Annotated in this window: 25 protein-coding genes; 18 read left to right on the forward strand and 7 right to left on the reverse strand. The window is 66.4% G+C overall.

The window, feature by feature from the left end; all coding sequences use genetic code 11:
* Positions 1–496, reverse strand: a 496-nt coding sequence (locus ACK4IU_RS10335) for a phytoene desaturase family protein (RefSeq protein WP_409734632.1), incomplete at its 3' end; no start/stop codon positions are given.
* Positions 497–499: 3 nt separating this feature from the next.
* Positions 500–1,291, reverse strand: a complete 792-nt coding sequence (locus tag ACK4IU_RS10340) for a cyclase family protein (protein WP_409734634.1) — start codon at positions 1,289–1,291, stop codon at positions 500–502.
* 127 nt (positions 1,292–1,418) lie between these two features.
* On the opposite strand from ACK4IU_RS10340, the gene ACK4IU_RS10345 reads away from it, so the two are divergent.
* From ACK4IU_RS10345 to ACK4IU_RS10370, 6 genes are all read left to right on the forward strand, one after another.
* The gene (locus tag ACK4IU_RS10345) at positions 1,419–2,987 is read left to right on the forward strand and encodes a phytoene desaturase family protein (protein ID WP_409734636.1); all 1,569 of its coding nucleotides are present in this window, start codon (positions 1,419–1,421) and stop codon (positions 2,985–2,987) included.
* Positions 2,988–3,020: 33 nt separating this feature from the next.
* Positions 3,021–4,544: an ABC transporter substrate-binding protein gene (locus ACK4IU_RS10350; RefSeq protein WP_409734638.1), complete on the forward strand. Its 1,524-nt coding sequence runs from the start codon at positions 3,021–3,023 to the stop codon at positions 4,542–4,544.
* A gap of 94 nt (positions 4,545–4,638) precedes the next feature.
* A complete protein-coding gene (locus ACK4IU_RS10355) occupies positions 4,639–5,649 on the forward strand; it encodes an ABC transporter permease (RefSeq protein WP_409734640.1) in 1,011 nt (336 codons plus the stop codon).
* Positions 5,642–6,508 carry an ABC transporter permease gene (locus tag ACK4IU_RS10360; protein ID WP_409734643.1) on the forward strand — a complete coding sequence of 289 codons (867 nt, stop codon included), beginning with the start codon at positions 5,642–5,644 and terminating at the stop codon, positions 6,506–6,508. The genes ACK4IU_RS10355 and ACK4IU_RS10360 overlap by 8 nt, the downstream gene beginning before the upstream one ends.
* Positions 6,505–7,374, forward strand: coding sequence for an ABC transporter ATP-binding protein (locus ACK4IU_RS10365; RefSeq protein ID WP_409734645.1), 870 nt, complete (start codon positions 6,505–6,507; stop codon positions 7,372–7,374). The genes ACK4IU_RS10360 and ACK4IU_RS10365 overlap by 4 nt, the downstream gene beginning before the upstream one ends.
* Positions 7,367–8,167 carry an ATP-binding cassette domain-containing protein gene (locus tag ACK4IU_RS10370; protein WP_409734647.1) on the forward strand — a complete coding sequence of 267 codons (801 nt, stop codon included), beginning with the start codon at positions 7,367–7,369 and terminating at the stop codon, positions 8,165–8,167. The genes ACK4IU_RS10365 and ACK4IU_RS10370 overlap by 8 nt, the downstream gene beginning before the upstream one ends.
* A gap of 1 nt (position 8,168) precedes the next feature.
* Here the strand turns inward: ACK4IU_RS10370 and ACK4IU_RS10375 are convergent, their stop codons facing one another.
* Positions 8,169–8,723, reverse strand: coding sequence for a winged helix DNA-binding protein (locus ACK4IU_RS10375; RefSeq protein ID WP_409734649.1), 555 nt, complete (start codon positions 8,721–8,723; stop codon positions 8,169–8,171).
* A 153-nt stretch (positions 8,724–8,876) separates the two neighbouring features.
* Here ACK4IU_RS10375 and ACK4IU_RS10380 point away from each other — a divergent pair, with 153 nt between their 5' ends.
* The 12 genes from ACK4IU_RS10380 (at position 8,877) to ACK4IU_RS10435 (ending at position 20,262) form a co-directional block, all read left to right on the forward strand.
* The gene (locus tag ACK4IU_RS10380) at positions 8,877–9,929 is read left to right on the forward strand and encodes an LLM class flavin-dependent oxidoreductase (RefSeq protein ID WP_409734651.1); all 1,053 of its coding nucleotides are present in this window, start codon (positions 8,877–8,879) and stop codon (positions 9,927–9,929) included.
* A gap of 11 nt (positions 9,930–9,940) precedes the next feature.
* Positions 9,941–10,435 carry a flavin reductase family protein gene (locus ACK4IU_RS10385; RefSeq protein ID WP_409734653.1) on the forward strand — a complete coding sequence of 165 codons (495 nt, stop codon included), beginning with the start codon at positions 9,941–9,943 and terminating at the stop codon, positions 10,433–10,435.
* Positions 10,436–10,719: 284 nt separating this feature from the next.
* Positions 10,720–11,550 (forward strand): PaaX family transcriptional regulator C-terminal domain-containing protein, encoded by an 831-nt coding sequence (locus ACK4IU_RS10390; protein ID WP_409734656.1) that lies wholly within the window; start codon positions 10,720–10,722, stop codon positions 11,548–11,550.
* Between the two features lie 161 nt (positions 11,551–11,711).
* Positions 11,712–12,917: a 3-oxoadipyl-CoA thiolase gene (gene pcaF, locus ACK4IU_RS10395; protein ID WP_409734658.1), complete on the forward strand. Its 1,206-nt coding sequence runs from the start codon at positions 11,712–11,714 to the stop codon at positions 12,915–12,917.
* A gap of 14 nt (positions 12,918–12,931) precedes the next feature.
* Positions 12,932–13,933 carry a 1,2-phenylacetyl-CoA epoxidase subunit PaaA gene (paaA, locus tag ACK4IU_RS10400; RefSeq protein WP_409734660.1) on the forward strand — a complete coding sequence of 334 codons (1,002 nt, stop codon included), beginning with the start codon at positions 12,932–12,934 and terminating at the stop codon, positions 13,931–13,933.
* Between the two features lie 61 nt (positions 13,934–13,994).
* Complete coding sequence (gene paaB, locus ACK4IU_RS10405; RefSeq protein ID WP_322243342.1) at positions 13,995–14,279, forward strand: 1,2-phenylacetyl-CoA epoxidase subunit PaaB; 285 nt, start codon at positions 13,995–13,997, stop codon at positions 14,277–14,279.
* Positions 14,279–15,118 carry a 1,2-phenylacetyl-CoA epoxidase subunit PaaC gene (gene paaC, locus ACK4IU_RS10410; protein WP_409734663.1) on the forward strand — a complete coding sequence of 280 codons (840 nt, stop codon included), beginning with the start codon at positions 14,279–14,281 and terminating at the stop codon, positions 15,116–15,118. Before paaB ends, paaC begins: the two co-directional genes overlap by 1 nt.
* Before the next feature lie 4 nt (positions 15,119–15,122).
* Positions 15,123–15,647 carry a 1,2-phenylacetyl-CoA epoxidase subunit PaaD gene (gene paaD, locus ACK4IU_RS10415; RefSeq protein WP_409734665.1) on the forward strand — a complete coding sequence of 175 codons (525 nt, stop codon included), beginning with the start codon at positions 15,123–15,125 and terminating at the stop codon, positions 15,645–15,647.
* Between the two features lie 37 nt (positions 15,648–15,684).
* Positions 15,685–16,761 carry a 1,2-phenylacetyl-CoA epoxidase subunit PaaE gene (gene paaE, locus ACK4IU_RS10420; RefSeq protein ID WP_409734667.1) on the forward strand — a complete coding sequence of 359 codons (1,077 nt, stop codon included), beginning with the start codon at positions 15,685–15,687 and terminating at the stop codon, positions 16,759–16,761.
* 7 nt (positions 16,762–16,768) lie between these two features.
* Positions 16,769–17,524 (forward strand): Phenylacetic acid catabolic protein, encoded by a 756-nt coding sequence (locus tag ACK4IU_RS10425; RefSeq protein ID WP_409734670.1) that lies wholly within the window; start codon positions 16,769–16,771, stop codon positions 17,522–17,524.
* A gap of 45 nt (positions 17,525–17,569) precedes the next feature.
* The gene (gene paaZ, locus ACK4IU_RS10430) at positions 17,570–19,648 is read left to right on the forward strand and encodes a phenylacetic acid degradation bifunctional protein PaaZ (RefSeq protein WP_409734672.1); all 2,079 of its coding nucleotides are present in this window, start codon (positions 17,570–17,572) and stop codon (positions 19,646–19,648) included.
* Positions 19,645–20,262, forward strand: a complete 618-nt coding sequence (locus ACK4IU_RS10435; RefSeq protein ID WP_409734675.1) for a transferase hexapeptide repeat family protein — start codon at positions 19,645–19,647, stop codon at positions 20,260–20,262. Before paaZ ends, ACK4IU_RS10435 begins: the two co-directional genes overlap by 4 nt.
* On the opposite strand, the gene ACK4IU_RS10440 is transcribed toward ACK4IU_RS10435, so the two are convergent.
* From ACK4IU_RS10440 to paaG, 4 genes are all read right to left on the reverse strand, one after another.
* Entirely contained in the window at positions 20,246–20,845 is a 600-nt protein-coding gene (locus ACK4IU_RS10440) for a TetR/AcrR family transcriptional regulator (protein ID WP_409734787.1), read from the reverse strand. The genes ACK4IU_RS10435 and ACK4IU_RS10440 overlap by 17 nt on opposite strands.
* Before the next feature lie 84 nt (positions 20,846–20,929).
* Positions 20,930–22,240: a phenylacetate--CoA ligase PaaK gene (gene paaK, locus ACK4IU_RS10445; RefSeq protein WP_409734677.1), complete on the reverse strand. Its 1,311-nt coding sequence runs from the start codon at positions 22,238–22,240 to the stop codon at positions 20,930–20,932.
* 30 nt (positions 22,241–22,270) lie between these two features.
* Entirely contained in the window at positions 22,271–22,702 is a 432-nt protein-coding gene (gene paaI, locus ACK4IU_RS10450) for a hydroxyphenylacetyl-CoA thioesterase PaaI (RefSeq protein ID WP_409734789.1), read from the reverse strand.
* A gap of 14 nt (positions 22,703–22,716) precedes the next feature.
* The gene (gene paaG / locus ACK4IU_RS10455; RefSeq protein WP_409734680.1) at positions 22,717–23,511 is read right to left on the reverse strand and encodes a 2-(1,2-epoxy-1,2-dihydrophenyl)acetyl-CoA isomerase PaaG; all 795 of its coding nucleotides are present in this window, start codon (positions 23,509–23,511) and stop codon (positions 22,717–22,719) included.
* Between the last annotated feature and the right edge of the window lie 40 nt (positions 23,512–23,551).

Raw genomic sequence — 23,551 nt, forward strand, 5'->3', positions numbered from 1 at the left:
CCCGCAGCCCGCGCTTGCGCACCTGGCTCCACATCAGCTTTGCCATGGGCCACGACCAGAGCGACCCGCCCAGAAGCGCGAAGAGAAACGGCGCGTCGGCCTCGATGCCACCGACATCAAGGGCATGGGCGTCGCCATCCCCCGGCGCCACCGCATTGAAGGCAGCGATGTTCCGCGCCCGGTCCGTGGTCAGCACCAGCGCCTCGCCGTTCGGCCGCAGGACCGCCGTCGGATGCGGCGTGTGGCAATAGTCGAAGCCGTGCCGCGCGAGGTGGGGGCCAAGCGCGGCCCCCGCCGGAGAGGTCATGAACAGGACCCAGGTCGCCGCCATCACGTCATGCCTGAAGCCCGGCAGCGTAACCTCCTCGGTCCGCAGGCAGCCGCCGGGGACCGCCTCACGCTCCAGAAGAAGCACACGCCGGCCCTTGAGCGACAGCATCGCCCCGGCGACCAGTGCGTTGATGCCGCTGCCGATGATGACGTGATCGGGGCGCATGCCTCAGCCGCGCGGAACCAGCGCCAGCGCCCGGATCGGCGAGCCCGTGCCCTGCTTGATCTTCAGGGGCGCCGCAATCAGGATCGCGCCCTTGGCGGGCAGCTTGTCGAGGTTCGCGAGCGAGGCCAGACCGAAGCAGTTGTGCTTGTGCAGCAGGTTGTGCGCCGGGAACGGCGGCGTCATCCCGCCGGCCTGCCCCGCGTCGGTGCCGATGCACTGGCTGCCCCAGCCGACGATGCCCTTGCCGATCAGATACTCGATCACCTCGGCGGTCGGCCCCGGCGTGTGCGGCCCGGTCTCGTTGGCGTTCAGGAACAGCGCCTCGTCATGCGCCCGCTTGTCCCAGTCCGACCGCAGGACGACCCATTCTCCCTTGCCGATCGCGCCATGCTTCGCCTCCCAGGCCTTCACATGGTCGATGGTCAGAAGGAAATCCGGGTCCGCCGCACATTCCGCACTGAAGTCCAGCACGTTCACAGGCGCCACGAGCCGCTGCACGTCCAGCGTGTCGGTGTAGCCGTCGGGATAGTCCTTGCCGGTGATCCAGTGATGAGGCGCGTCGAAATGCGTGCCCGAATGCTCGCCCAGTTCCAGCCAGTTCCAGGCCCAGAACGGCCCGTCCTTGTCGTATTCGCTGATCCGGTGAATCTTGATCGGCGGGGTGTCCTTGGCGAAATCCGGGGGCAGCTTCAGCAGCGGGGTTTCCGGCCCCAGCACGCCCGAGCAATCCACCACCTCGATCCCGCCCGAGGCAATCATCTCCGCCACGGAATGCAGCACGTTCGCTGAAGTCATCGTCTTCTCCCTGTTGGCCGGACCGGTCCGGCTGATCCATGCCGGGCTGTCCCCGGTCGTGTCGGAATCATGCTAGACAGAAATAAATGTATTTGCAATTATCCTAAGGTCATTCGGGCGGGGGATCATGGCCGACAGCTTTGACGCAGTCCTGATCGGGGCGGGCCACAACACGCTTGCCGCCGCGCTGCATCTGGCCGCGAAGGGCTGGAAGGTCGGCGTCTTCGAACAGGCCGCAACGGCGGGCGGGGCGGTCAAGACCGGCGAATACACCCTTCCCGGCTTCCGCCACGACTGGGCGGCGATGAACCTGTCCCTCTTTGCCGGAAGCCCGTTTTTCAAGGCCTATGGCGCCGAACTCGCCCGCCATGGCTGCGAGTTCGTGCCGGTGGACCGCCCCTTCTCCTCCTCCTTTCCCGATGGCACCTGGGCCGGTGTCTCGACCGTCGGGACCGAGACGCAGGATGCCCTCCGCGCGCTGTCCCCCGCCGATGCTCAGACCTTCCAGGACCTGACCAGCCGCTTCGGGGCCGAGGCGCCGCATCTGTTCGGGCTTCTCGGCTCGGAAATGAAAATCCGTGCGCTTGCATATTTCATGTTTAAAACATGGCGCGCCAAGGGCTTGGACGGCACGCTGGACCTGGGGCGGTTCCTGCTCTCCTCGCCCCGCGCCTGGCTGGAAGAGACGTTCCAACATCCGCACATCCGCGCGCTCTTTGGGGCCTGGGGGATGCATCTCGACTTCGCCCCCGATGTCGCCGGCGGGGCGATGTTCCCCTATCTCGAAGGCATGGCCGGGCAGGCCCTCGGCATGGCGATCGGCAAGGGCGGCGCCGACACCATCGTCAAGGCGCTGGTCGCCGCCATCACCGCCCGCGGCGGCAGCGTGCAGACCGGCACTCCGGTCAGCCGCATCCTGCGCGAGGGCAACCGCGCGACGGGCGTCGAACTCGCAGACGGGCGCCGCATCATGGCCACCCGGGCGGTCATTGCCGGCACCGCGCCCAGGGGCCTGCGCAAGCTGACCGGAGACACCACGCCCGCCTTCGACCGCGCGATGGACGGCTTCCGCCACGCCCCCGGCACAATGATGATCCACCTGGCGATGGACGCGCTGCCCGACTGGCGAGCGGGAGACCAGCTGAAACGCTTCGCCTATGTCCACCTCGCCCCCAGCCTCGACCAGATGGCGCGCACCTACCAGCAGGCGCAGGCGGGCCTGCTGCCGGACGAGCCGATCCTGGTCGTCGGCCAGCCCACAGCCTTCGACCCCTCGCGCGCGCCCGAGGGCAAGCATGTCCTCTGGGTGCAGGTCCGCATGGCCCCCGGCACCATCACGGGCGACGCGAAGGGCGAGTTCAGCGCGACCGACTGGACGCAGGCCGCCGAACCCTTCGCCGAGCGGGCGCTCGACATCCTGGAGGCCCATGCCCCCGGCACCCGCGCAAAGATCCTCGCCCGCCGGATCGTCACGCCTGTCGAGCTGGAGGCCGACAACCCCAACCTCGTCGGGGGCGATCAGGTCTGCGGCAGCCATCACCTGTCGCAGCACTTCCTGTTCCGCCCCGCGCGCGGCCATGCCGACGGCTCGACCCCCATCGCCAACCTGCACCTGACCGGGGCCGCCGTCTGGCCCGGCGCGGGCACGGGGGCGGGACCCGGATTCCTACTGGCGCGGAAACTCGCCGGCACCTGACCACCAACCAAGAAACCAACAGGGAAAACCACCATGAACCTCAACCGCCGGAGCCTTCTGAAGCTCTCAGCCGCCTCGGTCGCCGCGGGCGGCCTCGCGCTGCCGTCCTTCGCGCAAGCGATCGACGAGCTGGTCATCGCCTACAACGTCAACCTGCCGTCGTGGGACCCGACCGTCGGCCCCTCGGCGGTGAACCCGACGATCCAGGGGATCTACCAGTCGGTCTTCGACCAGTACATCCTGCAACAGCCCGACCTGTCGCCCGCCCCAGGCCTTCTGACCGAATGGGGCTGGAACGACGACAAGACCCAGGTCTGGATGACCGTGCGCGAGGGCGTGACCTGGCACGACGGCTCGCCCTTCACGGCCGAGGACGTGGCCTGGTCGCTGGCCCGCGTGGCGAACCCCGAAACCGGCAGTCCGATCCAGTTCGTCTGGGGGACGCTGGCCAACCACCGGGTCGAGGGCAACAAGGTCATCGCCGACGTGGCCCAGTTCGACCCGACGATCTTCAAGTGGATGTATTTCCTGACCGGCTATGTCCTGCCCAAGGCCTATTACGAGAAGGTCGGCCCCGAGGGCTTCGAGGCCGCCCCCATCGGCACCGGCCCCTACATGGTGGACAAGTTCGAAAGGAACGCCTTCGTCCGCCTGAAGGCCAATGCGAATTACTGGGGCGGCAAGCCCGAGTTCGACACCGTGACGATCAAGTTCGTCCCCGATGCCGCCGCCCGGGTGGCCGAGGTGGAATCGGGCAACTCCCATGTCACGCTGGAGATGCCGTACGAGGAATACGACCGCCTGAAGGGCGGCCCGCTGGCCGGCGTGGCAACGCCGATCTCGGACATCGGGATGATCTTCCTGAACGACATCGACGTGATGCTGGACCCCAATGTCCGCAAGGCGGCCGCCCATGCCATCGACAAGCAGGCGATCATCGACCGGCTCCTGTCGGGCTACGGTGTGAAGATCGACACGCTGGAGACGCCGGAATACACGGCTTACGACCCGACGATCACCGTCGAATACAGCCCGGAAAAGGCGGTCGAGCTTCTGGCGGCCTCGGGCTACGGCCCGAACAATCCGGTCAAGTTCAAGATCCAGACCACCAAGGGCTTCAAGCCCAAGGATTACGAGATGATCCAGGCCATCGTCGGTCTCTGGCGCAAGGTCGGGATCGAGGCCGAGATCGAGGTCTACGAGATCGCCAAGCATTACGAGCTGCGCGCCGCCGACCAGCTGGCCCCGGCCGCCTTCTACAACTGGGGCAACTCGGTGGGCGATCCGACGACCTCGACGGGCTTTGCCATGTTCGGCCCCAGCCCGCATTCGGTCTGGGACGGGCAGGACCTGATCGACATGATCGGGCCGCTCTGGGACGAGAAGGACGAGGCCAAGCGGATCGAGGGCTGGAAGGCCGTGGACCGCTACATCGCCGAGAACGCGCTGGTGATCCCGCTTCTGCAATATGTCCAGCCGATCCTGCACGCGCCGGGCGTGGTGGTGACGCCGCATGCCAGCGGGGCGCTGTTGCCGCATCTGATGAAGCGGGCCTGATCTCGGGCTGATCCCCGGGGGGCTTCGCGCCCCCCGGACTCCCCGCGGGATATTTCTGGACAGATGAAAGGGGCCCTGCGCCCCACCGGGGCCGATGCCGTTCCTTCGCATTCTTCTTGTTCGCCTGCTGACCACCGCCATCACCTTGGCCGGTGTCGCGGTCATCGTGTTCTTCGTGATCCGCGTCGTGCCCGGCAACCCCGTCGCCATGATGCTGCCCCCCGGCGCGACCGAGGCAGACGTCGCCCGCCTTTCCGCGCTTTACGGGCTGGACAAACCGCTTGTCGCGCAGTTCGGCATCTGGGTGACGGGTGTGCTGCAGGGCGACTTCGGCACCTCGATCACCTCGCGCCAGCCGGTGCTGGATCTGGTCCTCGGGCGGCTTCCCGCGACGCTGGAGCTGTCGATCATGGCGCTGGTCATGGCGATGATCCTGGGCGGGGCCGCCGCGCTGACCGGCACCCGCTTTCGCGGCACCCGGACCGAGGGCGCGATCGACGTGGCCAACGGCATGTCGCTGTCGGTCCCCGATTTTCTCTGGGGCCTGGTGCTGATCCTCCTGTTCGGCGTGCTGGTGCCCATCTTCCATATCTCGGGCCGCGTGACGCCCTCGCTCGACCTGCCCTTCACCACCAACTTCTACCTCTTCGAAAGCCTGATCCGCCTGCGCTTCGACCTCTGGGCAGACATCGTCGCCCACATGTTCATGCCCGCGCTCGCCCTTGCCATCCCGCTGGCCGCCATCATCGGCCAACTTCTGAAGCAGTCGCTGAAAGAGACGATGAACCTCGACTATGTCACCCTCGCGCGCACCAAGGGCTATGGCGAATCCCGCGTCATCCTGCGCGAGGCGCTGCGCAACGCCGCCCTGCCGACGCTGACGCTCGTCGGCGTGCAGTTCACCTTCCTGATCGGCGGCACCGTCATCATCGAGCGCCTGTTCTCCTACGAAGGCCTCGGCAACATGGCCATCGACGCCGTCATCAACCGCGACCTGCCGCTGATCCAGGGCATCGTCATCCTTTTCGCCGTGATCTTCACCGCCGTGAACCTGATCGTCGATCTTCTCTACACCGTGTTGAACCCGAGGCTCCGGCATGGCTGAGGCGAAACCCCTGGACGGCCGCGCGCTTGTCCGCCGCCGGGCGGGCGTCCGGCTCTGGCTGTCGGCCGGCTGGCTTGCGCTTCTGGTGACGCTCGCGCTTCTCGCCCCCTGGATCGCGCCGAAGGACCCGCTGGCGCAGGACCTGTTCCTGGGCCGCCTGCCGCCCTTCTGGGTGCAGGGGGCCGAGCCCGGCTACTGGCTGGGCACCGACAGCCTGGGCCGCGATGTCCTGTCGCGCATCGTCCACGGCGCGCGGGTGGCGCTGACCGTGGCGCTGGTCGCGGGGACCATCACCTGCCTGGTCGGCGCGACCCTGGGCCTGATGGCCGGCTTCCTGCGCGGCTGGGTAGACCTGGTGATCTCTCGCCTCATCGACATCTGGATGGCCTTCCCGCCGGTCCTGTTCTCGATCCTCCTGATCGCCGTCCTCGGCCCCGGCCTTCTGTCCATCATCATCGCCATCGTCGTGATCGACTGGACCCGCTTTGCCCGCGTCGTCCGGGCCGAGGCGATGGCCCAGGGCGCGATGGACTATGTCGCCTCCGCCCGCGTCGCAGGGCGCGGGCGGCTGGGCACCATGGTCCGCGAGATCCTGCCGAACGTGCTGCCCACGATCGTCGTCCTTCTGACCCTGGAAATGGGCATCAGCGTCATCGTCGAGGCGATCCTTTCCTTCGTGAACCTCTCCATCGCCACCGACGACCCCACCTGGGGCGGCATGATCGCCGAGGGCCGCACCTCGATCCATCAGGCCTGGTGGGTGCTGGTCTTCCCGCTCGTCACCCTCTTCCTCACCGTCCTTTCCTTCTCGCAACTGGGCGAGGGGCTGAAGGACCGTTTCGACCCGGTGCTGCGATGACTTACCTCGCCATCCGCAACCTCTCCGTCCGGCTGAAGAAGGGGCCGCCGCTCCTGCGTCGGGTGTCACTGGACGTGGCGGCGGGCGAGGTGCGCGGGCTGGTGGGCGAATCCGGGGCGGGCAAGTCGATGATCGGCAAGGCGGTCCTCGGCATCCTGCCGCCCTCGGTCGAAGTGACGGGGGGCGAGATCCTGCTGGACGGGGTGGACCTCCTGTCCCTGCCCCTCAAGGAGCGTCGCCGCCGCATCGGCGCCAGCGCCGCGCTGATCCCGCAGGACCCGCTGACCGCACTGAACCCCAGCCACCGCATCGGCCCGCAGATCACCGACCGGCTGGTCGATATCCTCGGCTGGACCCGGTCCGATGCCGAGACCCGCGCCCGCGAGCTGCTGGCCGAGGTGCAGATCGCCGACCCCGACCGCGTCCTGCGGTCCTACCCGCACGAACTGTCGGGCGGCATGCGCCAGCGCATCCTGATCGCCTCGGCCTTCGCGGCCGAGCCGAAGCTGATCGTCGCGGACGAACCCACCACGGCGCTGGACGTGACCGTGCAGAAGCAGATCCTGAAGCTGATCGGCGGTATGCAGGCCCGCCACGGCACCGCGCTTCTCTTCGTCACCCATGACCTCGGCGTCGTGTCGAAGGTTTGCCAGAAGCTTTCGGTCCTTTATGCCGGAATGGTGGTCGAGGATACCTCGGTCGCCCATTTCTTCGCCGCCCCGCGTCACCCCTATTCCGCCGCCCTCCTGGCCGCGACGCCGAAATACACCGATCCGTCCGCCGGGCTTCAGCCGGTGCCGGATGCGGTGATCGCCGCCGTCCAAGCCGAGGTCGCGGCCTTCGACCGGGGGGCCGCGCATGGCTGACCTCTACAGCGTGCAGGACCTGCGCCTGTCGCTTGCCGACATGACCGCGAAGCCGCTTCTAGGTGCCGCCCCGCGGATCGAGATCCTGCATTGCCTGACCTTCACCATCCCCAAGGGCGCGGTCGTGGGCATCGTCGGCGGCTCCGGCTCGGGCAAATCCACGCTTGGCCGTGCCCTCGTCCGTCTCCTGGAGCCCTCGGGCGGCAGGATCCTCTTCGACCGCACCGACATCACCCACCTGCCCGAGCCCGCGCTGCGCCCCCTGCGCCGCCGGTTCCAGATGATCTTCCAGGACCCGATGTCGTCCTTGAACCCGCGCCACCGCGTCGGCACCATCATCGCCGAGCCCCTGCGCCTGCACCGTTTCGACGCGGTTGCGGACCGCGTGGCGAAGGCGCTGGACCACGTCGGCCTGCCGCAGACCTTCGCCAGCCGCTACCCGCACGAACTCTCCGGCGGCCAGCGCCAGCGGGTCGGCATCGCCCGCGCCATCGCGCTGGAACCCGATTTCATCCTGGCCGACGAGATCGTCTCGGGCCTCGACGTCTCGTCTCAGGCGCAGGTGCTGAACCTGCTGGAACGGCTGGTCCGGGACCTTGGCCTGACGCTCGCGTTCATCAGCCACGACCTGTCCGTGATCCGCCGCCTCTGTCAGCGGACCATCGTCCTGCACCGGGGCACGATCGTCGAGGACCGGCCGACGCCCGACCTTTTCGCCGCCCCCGAGGCCCCCTACACGCGCGAGCTTCTGGAGGCGATCCCCCTGCCCGATCCGGCCCAGCCCTGGACCTGAGTCACGCCCGCCGATGCGTCGCCGCGACGCGGGAAATCTCCTCGTAGATGCCGGACAGAAGGTTCAGCGTCCGCGTCGCCTCGGCCAGCCGGTCCGAGAACCCCGGCACATTTGCGACCGCCTGGATCAACAGCCGACGTCGCACCGCACCGTAGTCATCCGTTACCCTGCGGCCTTCCTCGGTCACCTCGTAGGTCACGCCCGACCGCCCCGCCCCCTTGCGGAGGATCAGCCCCGCGCCGATCAGCTTGCGCAGGGAATACTGGATGTTCGGCACATCGTCCCGGTTGGTCAGCCGCGCCAGGTCCTTGATCGTCTTCGGCCGGTCGTTCATGCGGATGATGTGCAGAAGCGCATTTTCCGGCCCCGTCGCCGCCAGGTCGCAGACCGAGGCCAGGCACTCCGACTGCCAGCGCCCGAATCCCTCGAACGTCCGCATCAGCGCGAATTCCAGTTCGGTCGTGTCCACCTCGATCGGGCCTTCGGCCAGGTGCCAGTGCCAGTCAAGCCCCCTGGGTTCGCCATCCTTCTGAGGTTTCACGGTTTTTTCCGACATGCCACGTCCCCTTCCAGCCCCGACCATGGCCGCACGGAACCGTTGACGCAAATGGATTTTACGATAGAGTTTCAAACATAAAATATCACCAAAACTGCAACAGGTAAGACCGACATGCCGCAACACCCGATGCTCTCGGGCGATCGTTTTCGCTTGGGCACCTTTTCGACCAACTGCTCCTCGGGGATGACGCCCACCAAGGTGCCGGAACGCTGGGTCAACAGCTGGGACAACAACCTGAAACTTGCGCAGATGCTGGACGAGGCGGGGATCGACTTCATGCTGCCCATCGCCCGCTGGATCGGCTACGGTGGTGAGACCGACTTTCACGGCGGGGTGCTGGAGACGATGACCTGGGCCGCCGGCCTTCTGGCCGCGACGAAGAACATCGCCGTCTTCGCCACGATCCACACCGCCGCCAACCATCCGGTCGTCGTCGCCAAGCAGATCGCCACCATCGACCAGATCGGCCACGGTCGCGCGGGGCTGAACATCGTCGCGGGCTGGAACAAGCCGGAGTATGAGGCGCTGGGCCTAACGCTGCCCGACGGCCACGAAACCCGCTACGCCTATGCGCAGGAATGGTTCGACCTCGTGCGCGAGCTCTGGACCTCGGACGAGCATTTCGACTGGGACGGCAAGTATTTCAAGGCCAAGCGGGTGAAGGGCGATCCGAAGCCCCTGCGTGGCTCGGTCCCGATCATCAACGCGGCCGGAAGCCCGCAGGGCCGCGGCTTTGCCACCGACAACGCGAACTTCCTGTTCACCCCGGCCATCGACCTGACCCGCTCCAGGGCCGAGATCGCCGAACTGAAGGACCAGGCCCGCGCCAAGGGCCGCGAGGTCAATGTGCTGACCTTCTCCCACGTCATCTGCCGCCCGACCGAGGCCGAGGCGAAGGCCTTCGCCGACTACACCGCCGTGCAGAACGCCGATACCGAGGCGGTGGACAACCTTGTCCGGCTGCAATTCGCCCATGCCCACAGCTTCCCGCATGACCTCCTGGCGCAAATCAAGCACCTCTTCGCCTTGGGTCACGGCGGCTTTCCCCTGATCGGCACGCCGGACCAGGTGGCCGAGGGCATCCTGAAGCTGCACGAAGCGGGGTTTGCCGGCACCACGCTGTCGTTTGTCGACTATGTCGAGGAATTCCCCTATTTCCGCGACACGGTGCTGCCGAAACTTCAGGCCGCCGGGATCAGATAGGGGACCGAGAGATGGCCGAAGACCCGACCGGGAAAGAGTTCCGCGACGCGATGCGCGCCTTCGTGGGCAATTGCAGCGTCCTGACCGTGGGCGACGGCGACGACGCCTCGGGCCTGGTCGTGACCTCGGCCATCTCGCTGTCCGCCGACCCGCCGCTGCTCCTGGCCTGCGTGAACCGTACCGCCTCGGCCCATCCGCTGCTGGTCAAGTACGGCCGGTTCGGCTGGTCGTCGCTCGGCGCCGCGCATCAGGCGGTTGCGGAACGCTTCTCGGGCTTCGGCGGAGTGAAGGGCGCGGCGCGCTATGACGGGGCAGAGTGGGAGACCGCCGTCACCGGCGCGCGCCTTCTGAAAGGGGCGCCTGCCGCCTTCGACTGCACGGTGGAAGAGATGATCGACCGCGCCACCCATTCGATCCTGATCGGCCGGGTCCGCGCGATCCGCTCCACGCCGGCCGCGGGCGCCCTCATCTACTGGAACGGCGGATACCGCGGACTGGCCGGATGACATCACCCGGCCTGAGGCGAGCCAGGCCGCTTCAACCCTGACGCCCTCGAAGGACCGGCAGCTCGTCACGTCCCACCGTCACATCCCTTGACCAGCACATCGGTCCGGCCTTCGGGATCTGAAGCTCGGGTCGGGGTTGCGCGTGGGCAGATCCCGCCGGCCCGGCTTGACGTGCGGCAGGGGCACCGGGGTCGGACCGCTCCTGCCGGACAGATGCGCAGGATCAGCCGGTTGTCCGCCACGGCAGTTCCATGCATAGAAGGCAGGATCACCTGGGGCGGGCCGTGGACGCAGCAGCAGAACGCATCATCGCTGGATTGGCGAAGGAGCTGCGCCCGAACGCGGCGGCCTTCATCGTGACGATCTACGGCGACATGGTGGTGCCGAGGGGTGGCGCCCTGTGGACGGGAACGCTGATCGAGCTGTGCGGTGGTGTCGGCATCAACGAATCACTTGTGCGGACGGCTGTATCCCGGCTTGTGACGGCATCGCAGTTGACTGGCGAGCGGATCGGTCGCCGCAGCTACTATCGCCTCAGAAGTTCGGCCGCGGCGGGCTTCGAGGAGGCGGCAAACCTGCTTTACGGCCCGGACCGCCCTGCGAAAGGCTGGCAGATCATCCATGACCCCGACCTGAAGGTCGAGGACGCCCGGCGGCAGAGGATGGGCCACATGGGTGGGTCGGTCTTCCTGCGACCCGACCGGGGCCAGACGATCAGCGACCGCGCTTTGGCTTTCCATGCCGAGGTGATGTCGTCGACGGGATCGCTGGCGGAGTTCTGGGAGCTTGGCGCATTGCGCGACGGTTATGCCCGGTTCATGTCGCTGTTCGCGGACGTCGACCCGCAGAGACTGTCGGAGCCGGAGATGCTTCTGGCACGCCTGCTTCTGGTCCATTCCTACCGTTTTGTCCTGTTGCGCGACCCGCGCCTGCCGCCAGATCATCTGCCTGCCGGATGGAACGGTGCCGAGGCCCGTGCGCTGTTCAGGACGCTGTATCTGGCCCTTACCCCCGGCGCGCATCGCCACATCGCCGCGCGGTGCGAAGGTCCTGACGGGCTGCTTCCCGCAGAAACGGCCGCAACCGAACAGCGGATGTCCAGCCTCCTGGCCTGAGCGGGGAGCTGTGCAGGGGCACCGCGTTCATCCTCTTGCAGTCTGAAACATTACAATGAATGACAATTTTTGACTTTTCTTGTGATGTTTTCTGCTGTATACGTTGACCGATCGGTCGGCGAATGAGGAATCGCCGGTCTCAGCAGACAACAGGAGCAAGGATGCGCGACGCCTTCATATGCGATGCGGTCAGGACGCCGGTGGGGCGTTATGGCGGGGCCCTGGCGCAGGTGCGCGCCGATGATCTGGCGGCGGAACCGCTGAAGGCGCTGATGGCGCGCAACCCGAATGTGGACTGGTCGGCGGTCGACGATCTGATCTACGGCTGCGCCAACCAGGCGGGAGAGGACAACCGCAACGTCGGCAGGATGGCTGTGCTGCTGGCCGGAATGCCGATTGGCGTGCCGGGGACGACGGTGAACCGGCTGTGCGGGTCGGGGATGGACGCGGTGGGCATGGCCGCGCGGGCCATCAAGGCCGGCGACTGCGACTTTGTCATCGCCGGTGGCGTCGAAAGCATGAGCCGCGCGCCCTTCGTGATGCCCAAGGCAGAGACGGCATTCTCGCGGTCGAATGCGGTCTACGACACCACCATCGGCTGGCGCTTTCCGAACCCGGCGATGAAGAAGATCTACGGCACCCACTCGATGCCGGAAACCGCCGACAACGTGGCTGCGGACTACAACATCAGCCGCGCCGATCAGGACGCTTTCGCGCTTCGCAGCCAGCAGCGCTGGGCCGCGGCGCAGGCGGCGGGTATCTTCCGGGACGAGATCGTGCCGCTGGTGATCCCGCAGAAGAAGGGGGATCCGCTGGTCATCGACACGGACGAACACCCGCGTCCCTCGACCACGCTGGAGCAGTTGGCCAAGCTGCGCGGCGTCAACGGGCCTGACCTGACGGTGACGGCCGGCAATGCCTCGGGCGTGAACGACGGGGCGGCGGCGCTGGCGGTTCTGTCGGCGGAGGCGGCGGCGGCGCAAGGGTTGACGCCGAAGGCGCGGATCGTCGCCATGGCGGCGGCGGGCGTGGAGCCCAGGGTGATGGGCGTCGGCCCGGCGCCTGCGGTCCGCAAGGTTCTGGCGCGGGCCGGCATGACGCTGGACCAGATGGACGTGATCGAGCTGAACGAGGCTTTCGCCGCGCAGGCGCTGGCCGTGTTGCGCGACCTCGGCCTGCCGGACGATGCCGCACATGTGAACGCGAACGGCGGGGCCATCGCGATGGGCCACCCGCTGGGCATGTCGGGCGCGCGGCTCATCACCACCGCGATGTACCAGCTGCACCGCACCGGCGGTCGCTATGCGCTGTGCACGATGTGCATCGGTGTTGGGCAAGGCATCGCCATCATCATTGAACGGGTCTGAGGGAGGAACCAGCCATGTATGCACAGATGGTCAAGGCCGAAGGCGCCAAGTCCCGCGAGGAGATGACGGAACAGGAGCGCGCCTTCCAGGATCGCATCGACCGCGGCGAGAAGATCGAGCCGAAGGAATGGATGCCTGAGGGCTATCGCAAGACCCTGATCCGCCAGATCGGGCAGCACGCGCACTCCGAAATCGTCGGGCAGCTGCCCGAAGGCAACTGGATCACCCGCGCGCCGACGCTGGAGCGCAAGGCGATCCTCCTGGCCAAGGTGCAGGACGAGGCGGGTCATGGCCTCTACCTCTATTCGGCCGCCGAGACGCTTGGCGTCAGCCGGGACGAGCTCTTGGAGCTGCTCCACAATGGCAAGATGAAGTATTCGTCGATCTTCAACTATCCGACGCTGAACTGGGCCGACATCGGCACCGTCGGCTGGCTGGTCGATGGTGCTGCGATCATGAACCAGGTGCAGCTGCAGAAGACCTCCTACGGTCCCTACAGCCGCGCGATGATCCGCATCTGCAAGGAAGAGTCGTTCCACCAGCGTCAGGGCTACGACATCCTGCTGAAGATGTGCCTGCAGGGAACGCCCGAGCAGAAGGCGATGGCGCAGGATGCGATGAACCGCTTCTGGTATCCGGCGCTGATGATGTTTGGGCCGTCCGACAAGGACTCGGTCCATTCCGCACAGTCGATGCAGTGGAAGATCAAGATCAACACCAACGACGAGCTGCGCCAGAAGTTCGTCGACCAGACCGTGCCGCAGGCCGAATACCTGGGCCTGACGATCCCCGACCCGAACCTGAAGTGGAACCAGGAGAAGGGCGGCTACGACTTCAGCGAGCCCGACTGGGAAGAGTTCTTCGACGTGATTGCCGGGAACGGCCCCTGCAACGCCGAGCGGATGGAAGCCCGCGTCACCGCCTGGGAAGACGGCGCCTGGTTCCGCGACGGCCTGATGGCGCACGCGAAAAAGCAGGATGCCCGCCGCGCCGCCGCGCGCATGGCCGCCGAGTGAATTGACGGCGGGCTGCGAAGGCCCGCCCCCACCCCTTGACCCGAACCGGGAGGAGAAACCGATGTCCAGTGAATGGCCCCTGTGGGAAGTTTTCATCCGCGGTCAGCATGGCCTGAATCACCGCCATGTCGGCAGCCTGCACGCGCCAGACGCCGAAATGGCGATCTGCAACGCCCGAGACGTCTACACCCGCCGCAATGAGGGCGTGTCGATCTGGGTCGTGAAATCGAACGAGATCACCGCCTCGGCGCCTTCGGAAAAGGGCCCGCTGTTCGAGCCGTCGAACAGCAAGGTCTATCGCCACCCGACCTTCTTCGACATCCCGGCTGAAGTGGGGCATATGTGATGCCCTCGCTGACCGATGTGATGACCGCCGATGCGGACCTGGCGCGCGCGCCCGGCATCCGCACGATGGCCGCCAAGGGCGCCGCCCCCGAGGATGCCTTCGTCGACTGGCTGTGCCGGATGGGTGACAACTGCCTGGTGCTGGGGCACCGCGTGTCCGAATGGTGCGGACATTCCCCTGTGCTGGAGGAAGACATCGCGCTGGCCAACACCGCACTGGACCTGATCGGCCAGACACAACTCTGGCTGGGCCTCGCCGGTGAGGTCGAGGGCAAGGGCCGGACGGCCGACAATCTCGCCTACCTGCGCGACGCGGCGCAGTTCCGCAACGTCCTGCTGGTGGAACGCCCCAATGGCGATTTCGGCCAGACGCTGATGCGCCAGTTCCTGTTCGACGCATGGCACATGGAGATGCTGCGCGCCCTTCAGGGGTCGTCCGACAAGCGCGTAGCCGAGATCGCGGCAAAGGCGGCAAAGGAAGTGGCCTACCACCTGGAACGCTCAGCCGATCTGGTGATCCGGCTGGGCGACGGGACCGAGGAAAGCCGCGCCCGGATGCAGAAGGCGTTGAACCAGCTTTGGCCCTATACGGGCGAGCTGTTCCTGGGTGATGCGGTCGATCAGGCCTTGGCAGAGGCCGGAATCGCCCCTGCGCCGGACAGCCTCAAAGCCGCCTGGGATCGCACTGTTGCGGAGGTGATGGCCGAGGCCACGCTTGCCCTGCCGGAAGGCACATTCCAGCACAAGGGCGGCAAGCAAGGTCGCCATACCGAGGCATTGGGCTTCATCCTGGCCGACATGCAGTTCCTGCAGCGCGCCTATCCCGGCGGCACCTGGTAAGGCGATGAGCAGCGCGGCGCTTCCCGATATCCAGATGGTGCGGCACTGGCTGGCCCAGGTGCCGGACCCGGAAATCCCGGTGATCAGCCTGACCGATCTGGGCATCATCCGGAACGTAGAATGGCAGGATGACACGCTGGTCGTCACGGTCACGCCCACCTATTCGGGTTGCCCCGCGACCAGCGTCATCAACCTGGATATCGAGGCCGCCCTGCGCGCCAAGGGCATCGCCAAGCTCCGCCTGGAGCGGCAGCTTTCGCCCCCCTGGACGACGGACTGGATCACACCCGAAGGTCGAGAGAAGCTGAGCGCCTACGGAATCGCCCCCCCGGTGGACGGCACTGCCGCCGACGGGCGGCTGGCAGGCCGGGTGGCGCGGCTCGCCGGAACATCGAACCTGGTGATCGCCTGCCCGCGCTGCGGCTCGACGAGAACGGAAAAGGTCAGCCAGTTCGGCTCGACCCCCTGCAAGGCCAGCTACCGCTGCACCGACTGCCTGGAACCATTCGACTATTTCAAGTGCATCTGAGGATGCGCCCGATGCTCAGACACTCCGGGAGGACATGATGTCTCGCTTTCATCCGCTGAAGGTCACCGAGGTCCGCCGCGAAACCCGCGACGCCGTGGTTGTGACCCTCGCACCGCGCGACGAGGACCGCGCGCTGTTCGACTTCACCCAGGGCCAGTACCTGACCTTCCGCCGCAGTTTCGACGGCGAGGAACTGCGTCGGTCCTATTCGATCTGCGCCGGCAAGCACGAGGGCGTGCTGCAGGTCGGGATCAAGCGCGTCGATGGCGGTGCGTTCAGCACCTGGGCGAACGAGAACCTCGCCCCCGGCGACGAGATCGAGGCGATGCCCCCGATGGGCAAGTTCTTCACCCCCGTCGATCCGACGGCGGAAAAACACTACCTCGGCTTCGCCGGAGGATCGGGCATCACGCCGGTCCTGTCGATCATCAAGACCGTGCTCGCGGACGAACCGCACTCGCGCTTCACGCTGGTCTACGCGAACCGGGCGATCAACACGATCATGTTCCGCGAGGATCTTGAGGACCTCAAGAACACCTACCTCGGCCGCTTCTCGGTGATCCATGTGCTGGAAACCGAGGCGCAGGACATCGACCTGTTCACCGGGCGCGTCGATGCCGAAAAGATGAAGGCCCTCTTCTCGGGCTGGATCGACCCGAAGTCCGTGGACACGGCCTTCATCTGCGGGCCGGAGCCGATGATGCTGGCCATTGCCGCCAGCCTCCGCGACCACGGCCTGACCGATGCACAGATCAAGTTCGAACTGTTCGCCAGCGGCCAGCCGGGTCTCGCCAAGGCGAAGCCCGTGTCGAAGGCCGACCTGACCGCGGGCAACTCCACATCTGCCACAGTGACGCTGGACGGCACCACCCGCAGCTTCGCCATGCCGCGCCAGGGGCAAAGCCTTCTGGACGCCGCCATCGAGAATGCCCTCGACGCACCCTATTCCTGCAAGGCCGGTGTCTGCTCGACCTGCCGCTGCAAGGTGATCGAGGGCGAGGTGGAGATGCACACCAACCACGCGCTTGAGGACTACGAGGTGCGGGCCGGGTACGTGCTGTCCTGCCAGAGCTTCCCGGTGACCGAAAAGGTCGTCGTCACCTTCGACGAATGAGGATCAGATGACCGAGACGATGAACATCGAGGACTACCTCGCCCAGGGCGGCGTCCTGACCTCTCCCGGCAACGTGCCCGCGCGCTACCGGGGCGAACTGATGCGGCTGATGTCCTCCTTCGTGGACAGCGAGCTGGCGGCTTCGGCAGGGTTCGCCGGGTCGATCAACTTTGCTCCGGGGATCAAGGAACGGATCGCCGCCAGCCGGATCACGCTGGAAAAGGCAGACCATGCCGAGCGTGTGCTGAGTGTCATGGCGGATTTCGGCACCGACACCGCGCGCTATCAGCGGCAGCACGACTGGGCGGCGCGCATGGCACGGGACGCCGATTTCGGCTCTGCCCGCATTGGGGGCGACATGCGGCTGTCGGTGTTCCACTACCCGATCACCGGCTGGGCCGATGCGGTGGTGATGAACGTGCTGATGGGCCTGGCGACAGGGGTTCAGATGACGGAACTGACCCGCGTTTCCTACGCGCCCCTGGCCGAGGTCTTTCGTGAGATCGCCCCGCGCGAGGCGCGGCATGCGGCCTTGGGGATCGAGGGGCTGGACCGCCTGGTCGCCACGGACGAGGGCCGCGCCGAGGCGAAAGCCGCCGTCGCCTACTGGCGCCCGCGCGTGGCCGTGACCTTCGGCGTCGCAAACTCGGCCCGCTACGAGACCCTGGCCAGATTCGGCCTGCGCCATGCCACCAACGAGGACCTGCACGCCCGCTGGGACGCGCTGGTCGCCGAAACCCTGGGGCCGATCGGCCTGAACTGACCTGCCGGGGGCCCGTCCCCCGCGCCTAGACCAAGGATGATACCCATGACCGCATCGGCCCGCCTCCCGCGCCGGTTGGAAAGTTTTGTCTGCGGCCGCTGGACCCCCGGCGCCCGCGACGGACAGCCCCTCTGTGATGCTGCGACCGGAGAGGTCGTGGCCACCATAGACTCCACCGGCATCGACTTCGCCGCCGCACTTGCCTACGGGCGCGAGGTGGCGGGGCCGAAACTGCGCGCCATGTCCTTCCACGACCGCGCCGGGATGCTGAAGGCCCTGGGCCTGAAGCTGATGGAGCTGAAGGAAGAGTTCTACGCCGAAAGCCTGCACACCGGGGCCACGCGGCCCGACGGCTGGATCGACATCGAGGGCGGGATCGGCACCATGCTGACCTTCGCCTCGAAGGCGCGGCGCGAGTTGCCGAACACCCGTGTGCTGACGGATGGCGAGGTCGAGGTGCTGTCGAAGGATGGCAGCTTTGTCGCCCAGCACATCCTGACGCCGATCCAGGGCGTGGCGGTGCATATCAACGCGTTCAACTTCCCGGTCTGGGGGATGCTGGAGAAGATCGCCCCCACACTGATCGCGGGCGTCCCCTGCATCGTGAAGCCGGCCAGCCAGACCGCCTATCTGACCGAGCTGGTCGTTCGGCGTATCGTGGAGACCGGGTTTCTGCCGGATGGCGCGCTGCAACTGATCTCCGGGTCCGTGGGCGACCTTCTGGACCATGTGACGGGCCAGGACGCGGTGACGTTTACCGGTTCGGCCTGGACGGGGCGGAAGCTGAAGTCGCACAAGGCGGTCATCGAGAACTCGACCCGCTTCACGATGGAGGCGGACAGCCTGAACGCCTCGATCCTCGGCCCCGATGCCGGACCGGGCACTGCGGAGTTCGACCTGTTCGTCAGGGAAGTCTCGCGCGAGATGACGGCCAAGGCCGGGCAGAAGTGCACCGCGATCCGCCGGGTCTTCGTGCCGCGTGCCCATGTGCAGGCGGTCATCGCCGCGCTTGGTGAGCGGCTGGAGAAGACGCCGCTCGGTTTGCCGGGGGACGAGGGCACGCGGATGGGGCCGCTCGCCAGCCTTGACCAGCGCGAAGAGGTGCGGGCGCGGATCCGCGACCTGCAGGCGGATGCCGAGATCGTGGCGGGCAACCCCGATGCCGTGCGCGTAGTATCGGGAGATGCCGAAGCCGGGGCCTTCCTGAACCCGGTCCTGTTGTATTGCGACAAGCCCTTCGCGGCTGGCGCGGTCCATGATGTCGAAGCTTTCGGGCCGGTGTCCACCGTCATGCCCTATGACGACATAGAAGCCGCCGTGGCGCTGGCAGCCAGGGGCAAGGGCTCGCTGGTGTCCTCGGTGTTCACCGACGATCCCAAGGTGGCCGAGGCCACCGTGCTGGGCCTTGCCCCGCATCACGGGCGGGTGCTGATCGGCAATCGGGCGACCGCCAAATCCTCGACCGGCCACGGGTCTCCGCTGGCCCCTCTGGTCCACGGCGGGCCGGGCCGGGCTGGCGGTGGCGAGGAGATGGGCGGGATGCGCGGCGTGAAACACTACATGCAGCGAACCGCCGTCCAAGGTAGCCCCCGGTTGCTGTCAGCCGTGACGGGTCGCTGGATCGAGGGGGCCGACGTGCAGCATGGGGTCCACCCGTTCCGCAAGTCGCTGGCGGAACTCAGGATCGGCGACCAGCTTGTCACGGCGGCGCGGCAGGTCACGCAGGAGGATGTGGAGCATTTCGCCCATTTCACCGGCGACACCTTCTATGCCCACATGGACGCCGCTGCTGCAAAGGCCAACCCGTTCTTCGACGACCGTGTTGCGCATGGCTACCTGATCGCGTCCTTCGCGGCGGGCCTGTTCGTAGATCCGGCGCCGGGCCCGGTGCTGGCGAACTACGGCGTCGACAAACTGCGCTTCCTGACGCCGGTCTATTTCGGCGACACGTTGCAGGTGCGGCTGACCTGCAAGGAGATCAACCCCCGCGCAAATGCCGAACATGGCGAGGTGCGCTGGGATTGCCAGGTCACAAATCAGACCGGCACGGTCGTGGCGCAGTATGACGTGCTGACCATGGTGGCGAAGGTCTGGCCCCCCGCCGCTGCCGAGGCTGCCGAATGAGCGGGCGCGTCTACAGCTGGGACGGCATCGTCCCGGTGATCGACCCCGCCGCCTTCGTCCACCCGGAGGCCGTGGTGATCGGTGACGTGCTGATAGGTCCGGCCTGCTATGTCGGCCCCGGCGCGGTTCTTCGTGGCGACTTCGGGCGCATCGTGATGGAGACCGGCAGCAATCTCCAGGAAACCTGCGTTGTCCATGCCTTCCCCGGCAAGGATGTGGTCATCGAGGAAGCCGGCCACATCGGCCATGGCGCGGTGCTGCACGGTTGCCGGATCGGGCGCAATGCGATGGTGGGCATGAACGCCGTGGTTATGGACGAGGCGGTGGTGGGCGCGGACTCCATTGTCGCGGCGCTGGCCTTCGTGAAGGCGGGTGCGCAGATCCCGCCACGCAGCCTGGCTGTGGGCAGCCCTGCAAAGGTGCTGCGGGAGCTTTCCGATGATGAAGTCGTGTGGAAATCGCAGGGCACCGCGATCTACCAGAGGCTGGCGCTCGAGGCGCCCGCTAAGCTGCGCCCCGCCGTCGCTCTGACCGCGCCGGAACCCGACCGCCGCCGCGCGCAAGCCCCGGCCTATGATCCGAAGGTGCTGGCGGGGCTCAACGGACTGCCTTGATCCCCTCCAGGATCAGCGTCGTCGCCACATCCGCGTAATCCTCGCGGCTGATGCGGCCGCCTTCGCGGAACCACATGTAGACCCAGTTCATCATGCCAAACAACGACATGGTCACCGGCATCAGAAGTGGTCGGTCCCTGCTGTTCAGGCCCGGATTGATCTGGTCCAGCACGGTCGAGAACCGGCGGACGATACGGCGCTCGATTGCCGTGATCTCGGCCTTCTGTTCGTCGGACAGGGCCGATGTCGCGTTGAGCTGCACCTTGTGCTGGTTGTCCGCGCCCCGGTAGTTCTCCAGCACGGCACCGACCAGTTTGCGCAGCCGCTGCTCGGGCGGCAGGTCTGGGTCGTCGGCCTCTTCGATGGCTGCGTCCAGACCTTCGAGATGCGTCATGATGATCGCGAAGATCAGCGCGTCTTTGCTGGGATAATAATGGTAAAGCAATGCCTTGGACACATGCGCCACCGTAGCGATCTGGGACATGGAGGCTTTTTCCATCCCCTGATCGGCAAAGACCTGTGCGGCGTGGTCCAGAATGATGCGCTGCTTTTCCTCGAAGTCTGCTGCCCGTGTCCGAGCCATGATGATATTCCTGACGCTGCAAAGTCGAAGAGGCATTCCTGCCCCTTCTAGTGCAAGCATGTGTTTGTGTCACTGACCGGACGGTCAGCCTTTGGGACGATTGTCCACGACGCGCTTGGCCTTGCCTTCGGAACGGGCAATTGCATTGGGATCGGTCACGTTGATGCGCGTGGAAACGCCGACGATGGCCTTGATGTGATGGGCAAGCTCCTTGGCCGATTTGACTCGGGCGTCCGCGTCCACTTGGTCCGGGGCGCATTCGACATGGACCGTCATGTTGTCCATCCGGCCTTCCCGGGCCAGCTCGATCTGGAAATGCGGGGCAAGACCGCGGCATTTCAGGATCTGTTCCTCGATCTGGGTCGGGAACACGTTGACGCCGCGCAGGATGATCATGTCGTCGCTGCGACCCGTGATCTTCTCGATCCGGCGCATGCTGCGGGCCGTCCCCGGCAAGAGCCGCGTGAGGTCGCGGGTGCGGTAGCGCACCATCGGCAGGCCTTCCTTGGTCAGCGTGGTGAATACCAGTTCGCCCATCTGGCCGTCGGGAAGGACTTCTCCCGTCACCGGGTCGATGATCTCGGGATAGAAGTGGTCTTCCCAGATGTGTAGCCCGTCCTTGGTTTCAACGCATTCCTGCGCGACGCCCGGACCCATGATTTCCGACAGCCCGTAGATGTCGACGGCGTGCATGTCGAACGCCTGTTCGATTTCCTCGCGCATCGCGTTGGTCCAGGGCTCGGCGCCGAAGATCCCGACCTTCAGCGAGGACTGGCGCGGGTCCAGGCCCTGGCGGCGGAACTCGTCGAGGATCGACAGCATGTAGCTGGGCGTCACCATGATGATCTGCGGCTGAAAGTCGGTGATCAGCGTCACCTGGCGTTCGGTCTGCCCGCCCGAGATCGGGACGACAGTGCAGCCAAGACGTTCCGCGCCGTAATGCGCGCCGAGGCCGCCGGTGAAGAGGCCGTAGCCGTAGGCGTTGTGCAGCAATTCGCCGGGACGGCCGCCCGCCGCGCGGATCGAGCGCGCGATCAGGTTGGCCCAGACGTCGATGTCATTCGCCGTATAGCCCACCACCGTCGGCTTGCCCGTGGTGCCCGAGGACCCATGCACCCGAACCAGCTTGTTCCGCGGCACGGCAAACATGCCGAAGGGATAGGTATCGCGCAGGTCCTGCTTGCAGGTGAAGGGGAACTTCGCGATGTCCTTCAGGGTCTTGAGATCTTCGGGGTGGACATCCGCCTCGATGAACCGGTTGCGGTAGAAGGGCGAGTTCTCATAGGCGTGCTTCAGAGACCGCTTCATGCGGTGGAACTGTAACGCCTCGATCTCGTCGCGCGAGGCGATCTCGATCGGGTCGAGGTCCTGCTTTCGGGGGGTAAGGTCTTCCATGGTTTCCTCCCTCGGGAATAGGTAAGCCGGTCAGCCATCGACCGGAAGATGGGTGCCCCTGACGGTGCGCGAATGGCCGCGGAATTCCGCGACATGCAGGCCGTCCTGGTTGGTGATACGGATATCGTAGATGCCAGACCGGCCGTGCCGCGACACCTCGCGTGCCGTGGCGGTCAGGCGGTCGCCGATGCGGACCGGCTTGAGGTAAGAGATCGAGCAGTGCTGGCCGACGACCACATCATTGTAGCTGTTGCAGGCGAAGGCGAAGGCGCTGTCGGCGAGCGTGAAGATATAGCCGCCGTGGCAGTTGCCGTGACCGTTCGACATCGCCTCGGTCACGGTCATCGACAGGGTCGCATGGCCAGGGGCGATCAGGTCCAGCGACATTCCCAGCCGCTGGCTTGCGCTGTCATCGTTCCACATCGCCTGGGCCGAGGCCTCGGCGATTTCCTGCGGGGTCATTTCTGCGACGGTCTTCATTTGCCGCTGAACCTTGCGGGGCGCTTTTCCAGGAAGGCGGTGACGCCCTCGGCATAATCGGCGCTGCGGCCGGCCTGCTGTTGCAGGTCGCGCTCCATGTCCAGCTGTTCCTCCAAGGTGTTCGTCGCCGCCGCCTGGATCAGCCGCTTGGTTAGACCGAGGCCCAGCGTCGGGCCAGCGGCCAGCGATTCGGCCAGTGTGATTGCTTCAGTCATCAGATCGGCGTCTTCGACCGCCTTCCAGATCAGGCCCCAGTCTGCGGCCTTCTCGGCAGGCACGGGTTCGGCCGTCAGCGCCAGCGCCTTGGCGCGAGGTTCGCCCAGGATGCGGGCCAAGGACCAGCTGCCGCCGGCGTCGGGGATGAGGCCGATCCTGGCAAATGCCTGGATGAACTTGGCGGATTTCGCGGCCAGCACGATGTCGCAGGCGAAGGCAATGTTCGCGCCTGCGCCGGCTGCCACCCCATTCACCGCACAGATAACCGGCTTCTCCAGCTGTCGAATCAGTCGCAGCGTCGGGTTGTAGAAGGTCTCCAGCGTCTTCCCCAGGTCCGGGGCCGGCCCGCCCTTGCGCGGATCGCGGTCGCCAAGGTCCTGCCCGGCGCAGAAGCCGCGGCCAGCACCGGTGACCAGAACTGCCCGAACCGCCTCGTCCTCATGCGCGCGCTGGACCTGCGCCCGCAGCGCCAGGTGCATCTCTTCATTGAAGGAATTCAGCTTGTCCGGCCGGTTCAGCGTCAGGCGCAGCACGCCTGCCTCCAGGCTGGCAAGGACAGTCTCGGATGTGGTCATGGTCGTCTCCCCCGTCCACACCATCTGCGGGACGCCGTGA

The sequence above is a fragment of the Tabrizicola flagellatus genome (genome assembly GCF_046295235.1).
Lineage (GTDB): Bacteria > Pseudomonadota > Alphaproteobacteria > Rhodobacterales > Rhodobacteraceae > Tabrizicola > Tabrizicola flagellata_A.

Bases quoted from the DNA above. Each gene is read 5' to 3' on its own strand.
- paaD (WP_409734665.1), top strand. From the start codon at position 15,123: ATGAGCAGCGCGGCGCTTCCCGATATCCAGATGGTGCGGCACTGGCTG.
- ACK4IU_RS10365 (WP_409734645.1), top strand. From the start codon at position 6,505: ATGACTTACCTCGCCATCCGCAACCTCTCCGTCCGGCTGAAGAAGGGG.
- ACK4IU_RS10440 (WP_409734787.1), bottom strand. From the start codon at position 20,845: ATGGCTCGGACACGGGCAGCAGACTTCGAGGAAAAGCAGCGCATCATT.
- paaB (WP_322243342.1), top strand. From the start codon at position 13,995: ATGTCCAGTGAATGGCCCCTGTGGGAAGTTTTCATCCGCGGTCAGCAT.
- ACK4IU_RS10375 (WP_409734649.1), bottom strand. From the start codon at position 8,723: ATGTCGGAAAAAACCGTGAAACCTCAGAAGGATGGCGAACCCAGGGGG.
- paaE (WP_409734667.1), top strand. From the start codon at position 15,685: ATGTCTCGCTTTCATCCGCTGAAGGTCACCGAGGTCCGCCGCGAAACC.
- ACK4IU_RS10360 (WP_409734643.1), top strand. From the start codon at position 5,642: ATGGCTGAGGCGAAACCCCTGGACGGCCGCGCGCTTGTCCGCCGCCGG.
- ACK4IU_RS10435 (WP_409734675.1), top strand. From the start codon at position 19,645: ATGAGCGGGCGCGTCTACAGCTGGGACGGCATCGTCCCGGTGATCGAC.
- ACK4IU_RS10345 (WP_409734636.1), top strand. From the start codon at position 1,419: ATGGCCGACAGCTTTGACGCAGTCCTGATCGGGGCGGGCCACAACACG.
- ACK4IU_RS10425 (WP_409734670.1), top strand. From the start codon at position 16,769: ATGACCGAGACGATGAACATCGAGGACTACCTCGCCCAGGGCGGCGTC.
- paaI (WP_409734789.1), bottom strand. From the start codon at position 22,702: ATGACCCCGCAGGAAATCGCCGAGGCCTCGGCCCAGGCGATGTGGAAC.
- pcaF (WP_409734658.1), top strand. From the start codon at position 11,712: ATGCGCGACGCCTTCATATGCGATGCGGTCAGGACGCCGGTGGGGCGT.
- paaZ (WP_409734672.1), top strand. From the start codon at position 17,570: ATGACCGCATCGGCCCGCCTCCCGCGCCGGTTGGAAAGTTTTGTCTGC.
- paaC (WP_409734663.1), top strand. From the start codon at position 14,279: ATGCCCTCGCTGACCGATGTGATGACCGCCGATGCGGACCTGGCGCGC.
- ACK4IU_RS10350 (WP_409734638.1), top strand. From the start codon at position 3,021: ATGAACCTCAACCGCCGGAGCCTTCTGAAGCTCTCAGCCGCCTCGGTC.
- ACK4IU_RS10355 (WP_409734640.1), top strand. From the start codon at position 4,639: ATGCCGTTCCTTCGCATTCTTCTTGTTCGCCTGCTGACCACCGCCATC.
- ACK4IU_RS10370 (WP_409734647.1), top strand. From the start codon at position 7,367: ATGGCTGACCTCTACAGCGTGCAGGACCTGCGCCTGTCGCTTGCCGAC.
- ACK4IU_RS10385 (WP_409734653.1), top strand. From the start codon at position 9,941: ATGGCCGAAGACCCGACCGGGAAAGAGTTCCGCGACGCGATGCGCGCC.
- paaG (WP_409734680.1), bottom strand. From the start codon at position 23,511: ATGACCACATCCGAGACTGTCCTTGCCAGCCTGGAGGCAGGCGTGCTG.
- ACK4IU_RS10340 (WP_409734634.1), bottom strand. From the start codon at position 1,291: ATGACTTCAGCGAACGTGCTGCATTCCGTGGCGGAGATGATTGCCTCG.
- paaK (WP_409734677.1), bottom strand. From the start codon at position 22,240: ATGGAAGACCTTACCCCCCGAAAGCAGGACCTCGACCCGATCGAGATC.
- paaA (WP_409734660.1), top strand. From the start codon at position 12,932: ATGTATGCACAGATGGTCAAGGCCGAAGGCGCCAAGTCCCGCGAGGAG.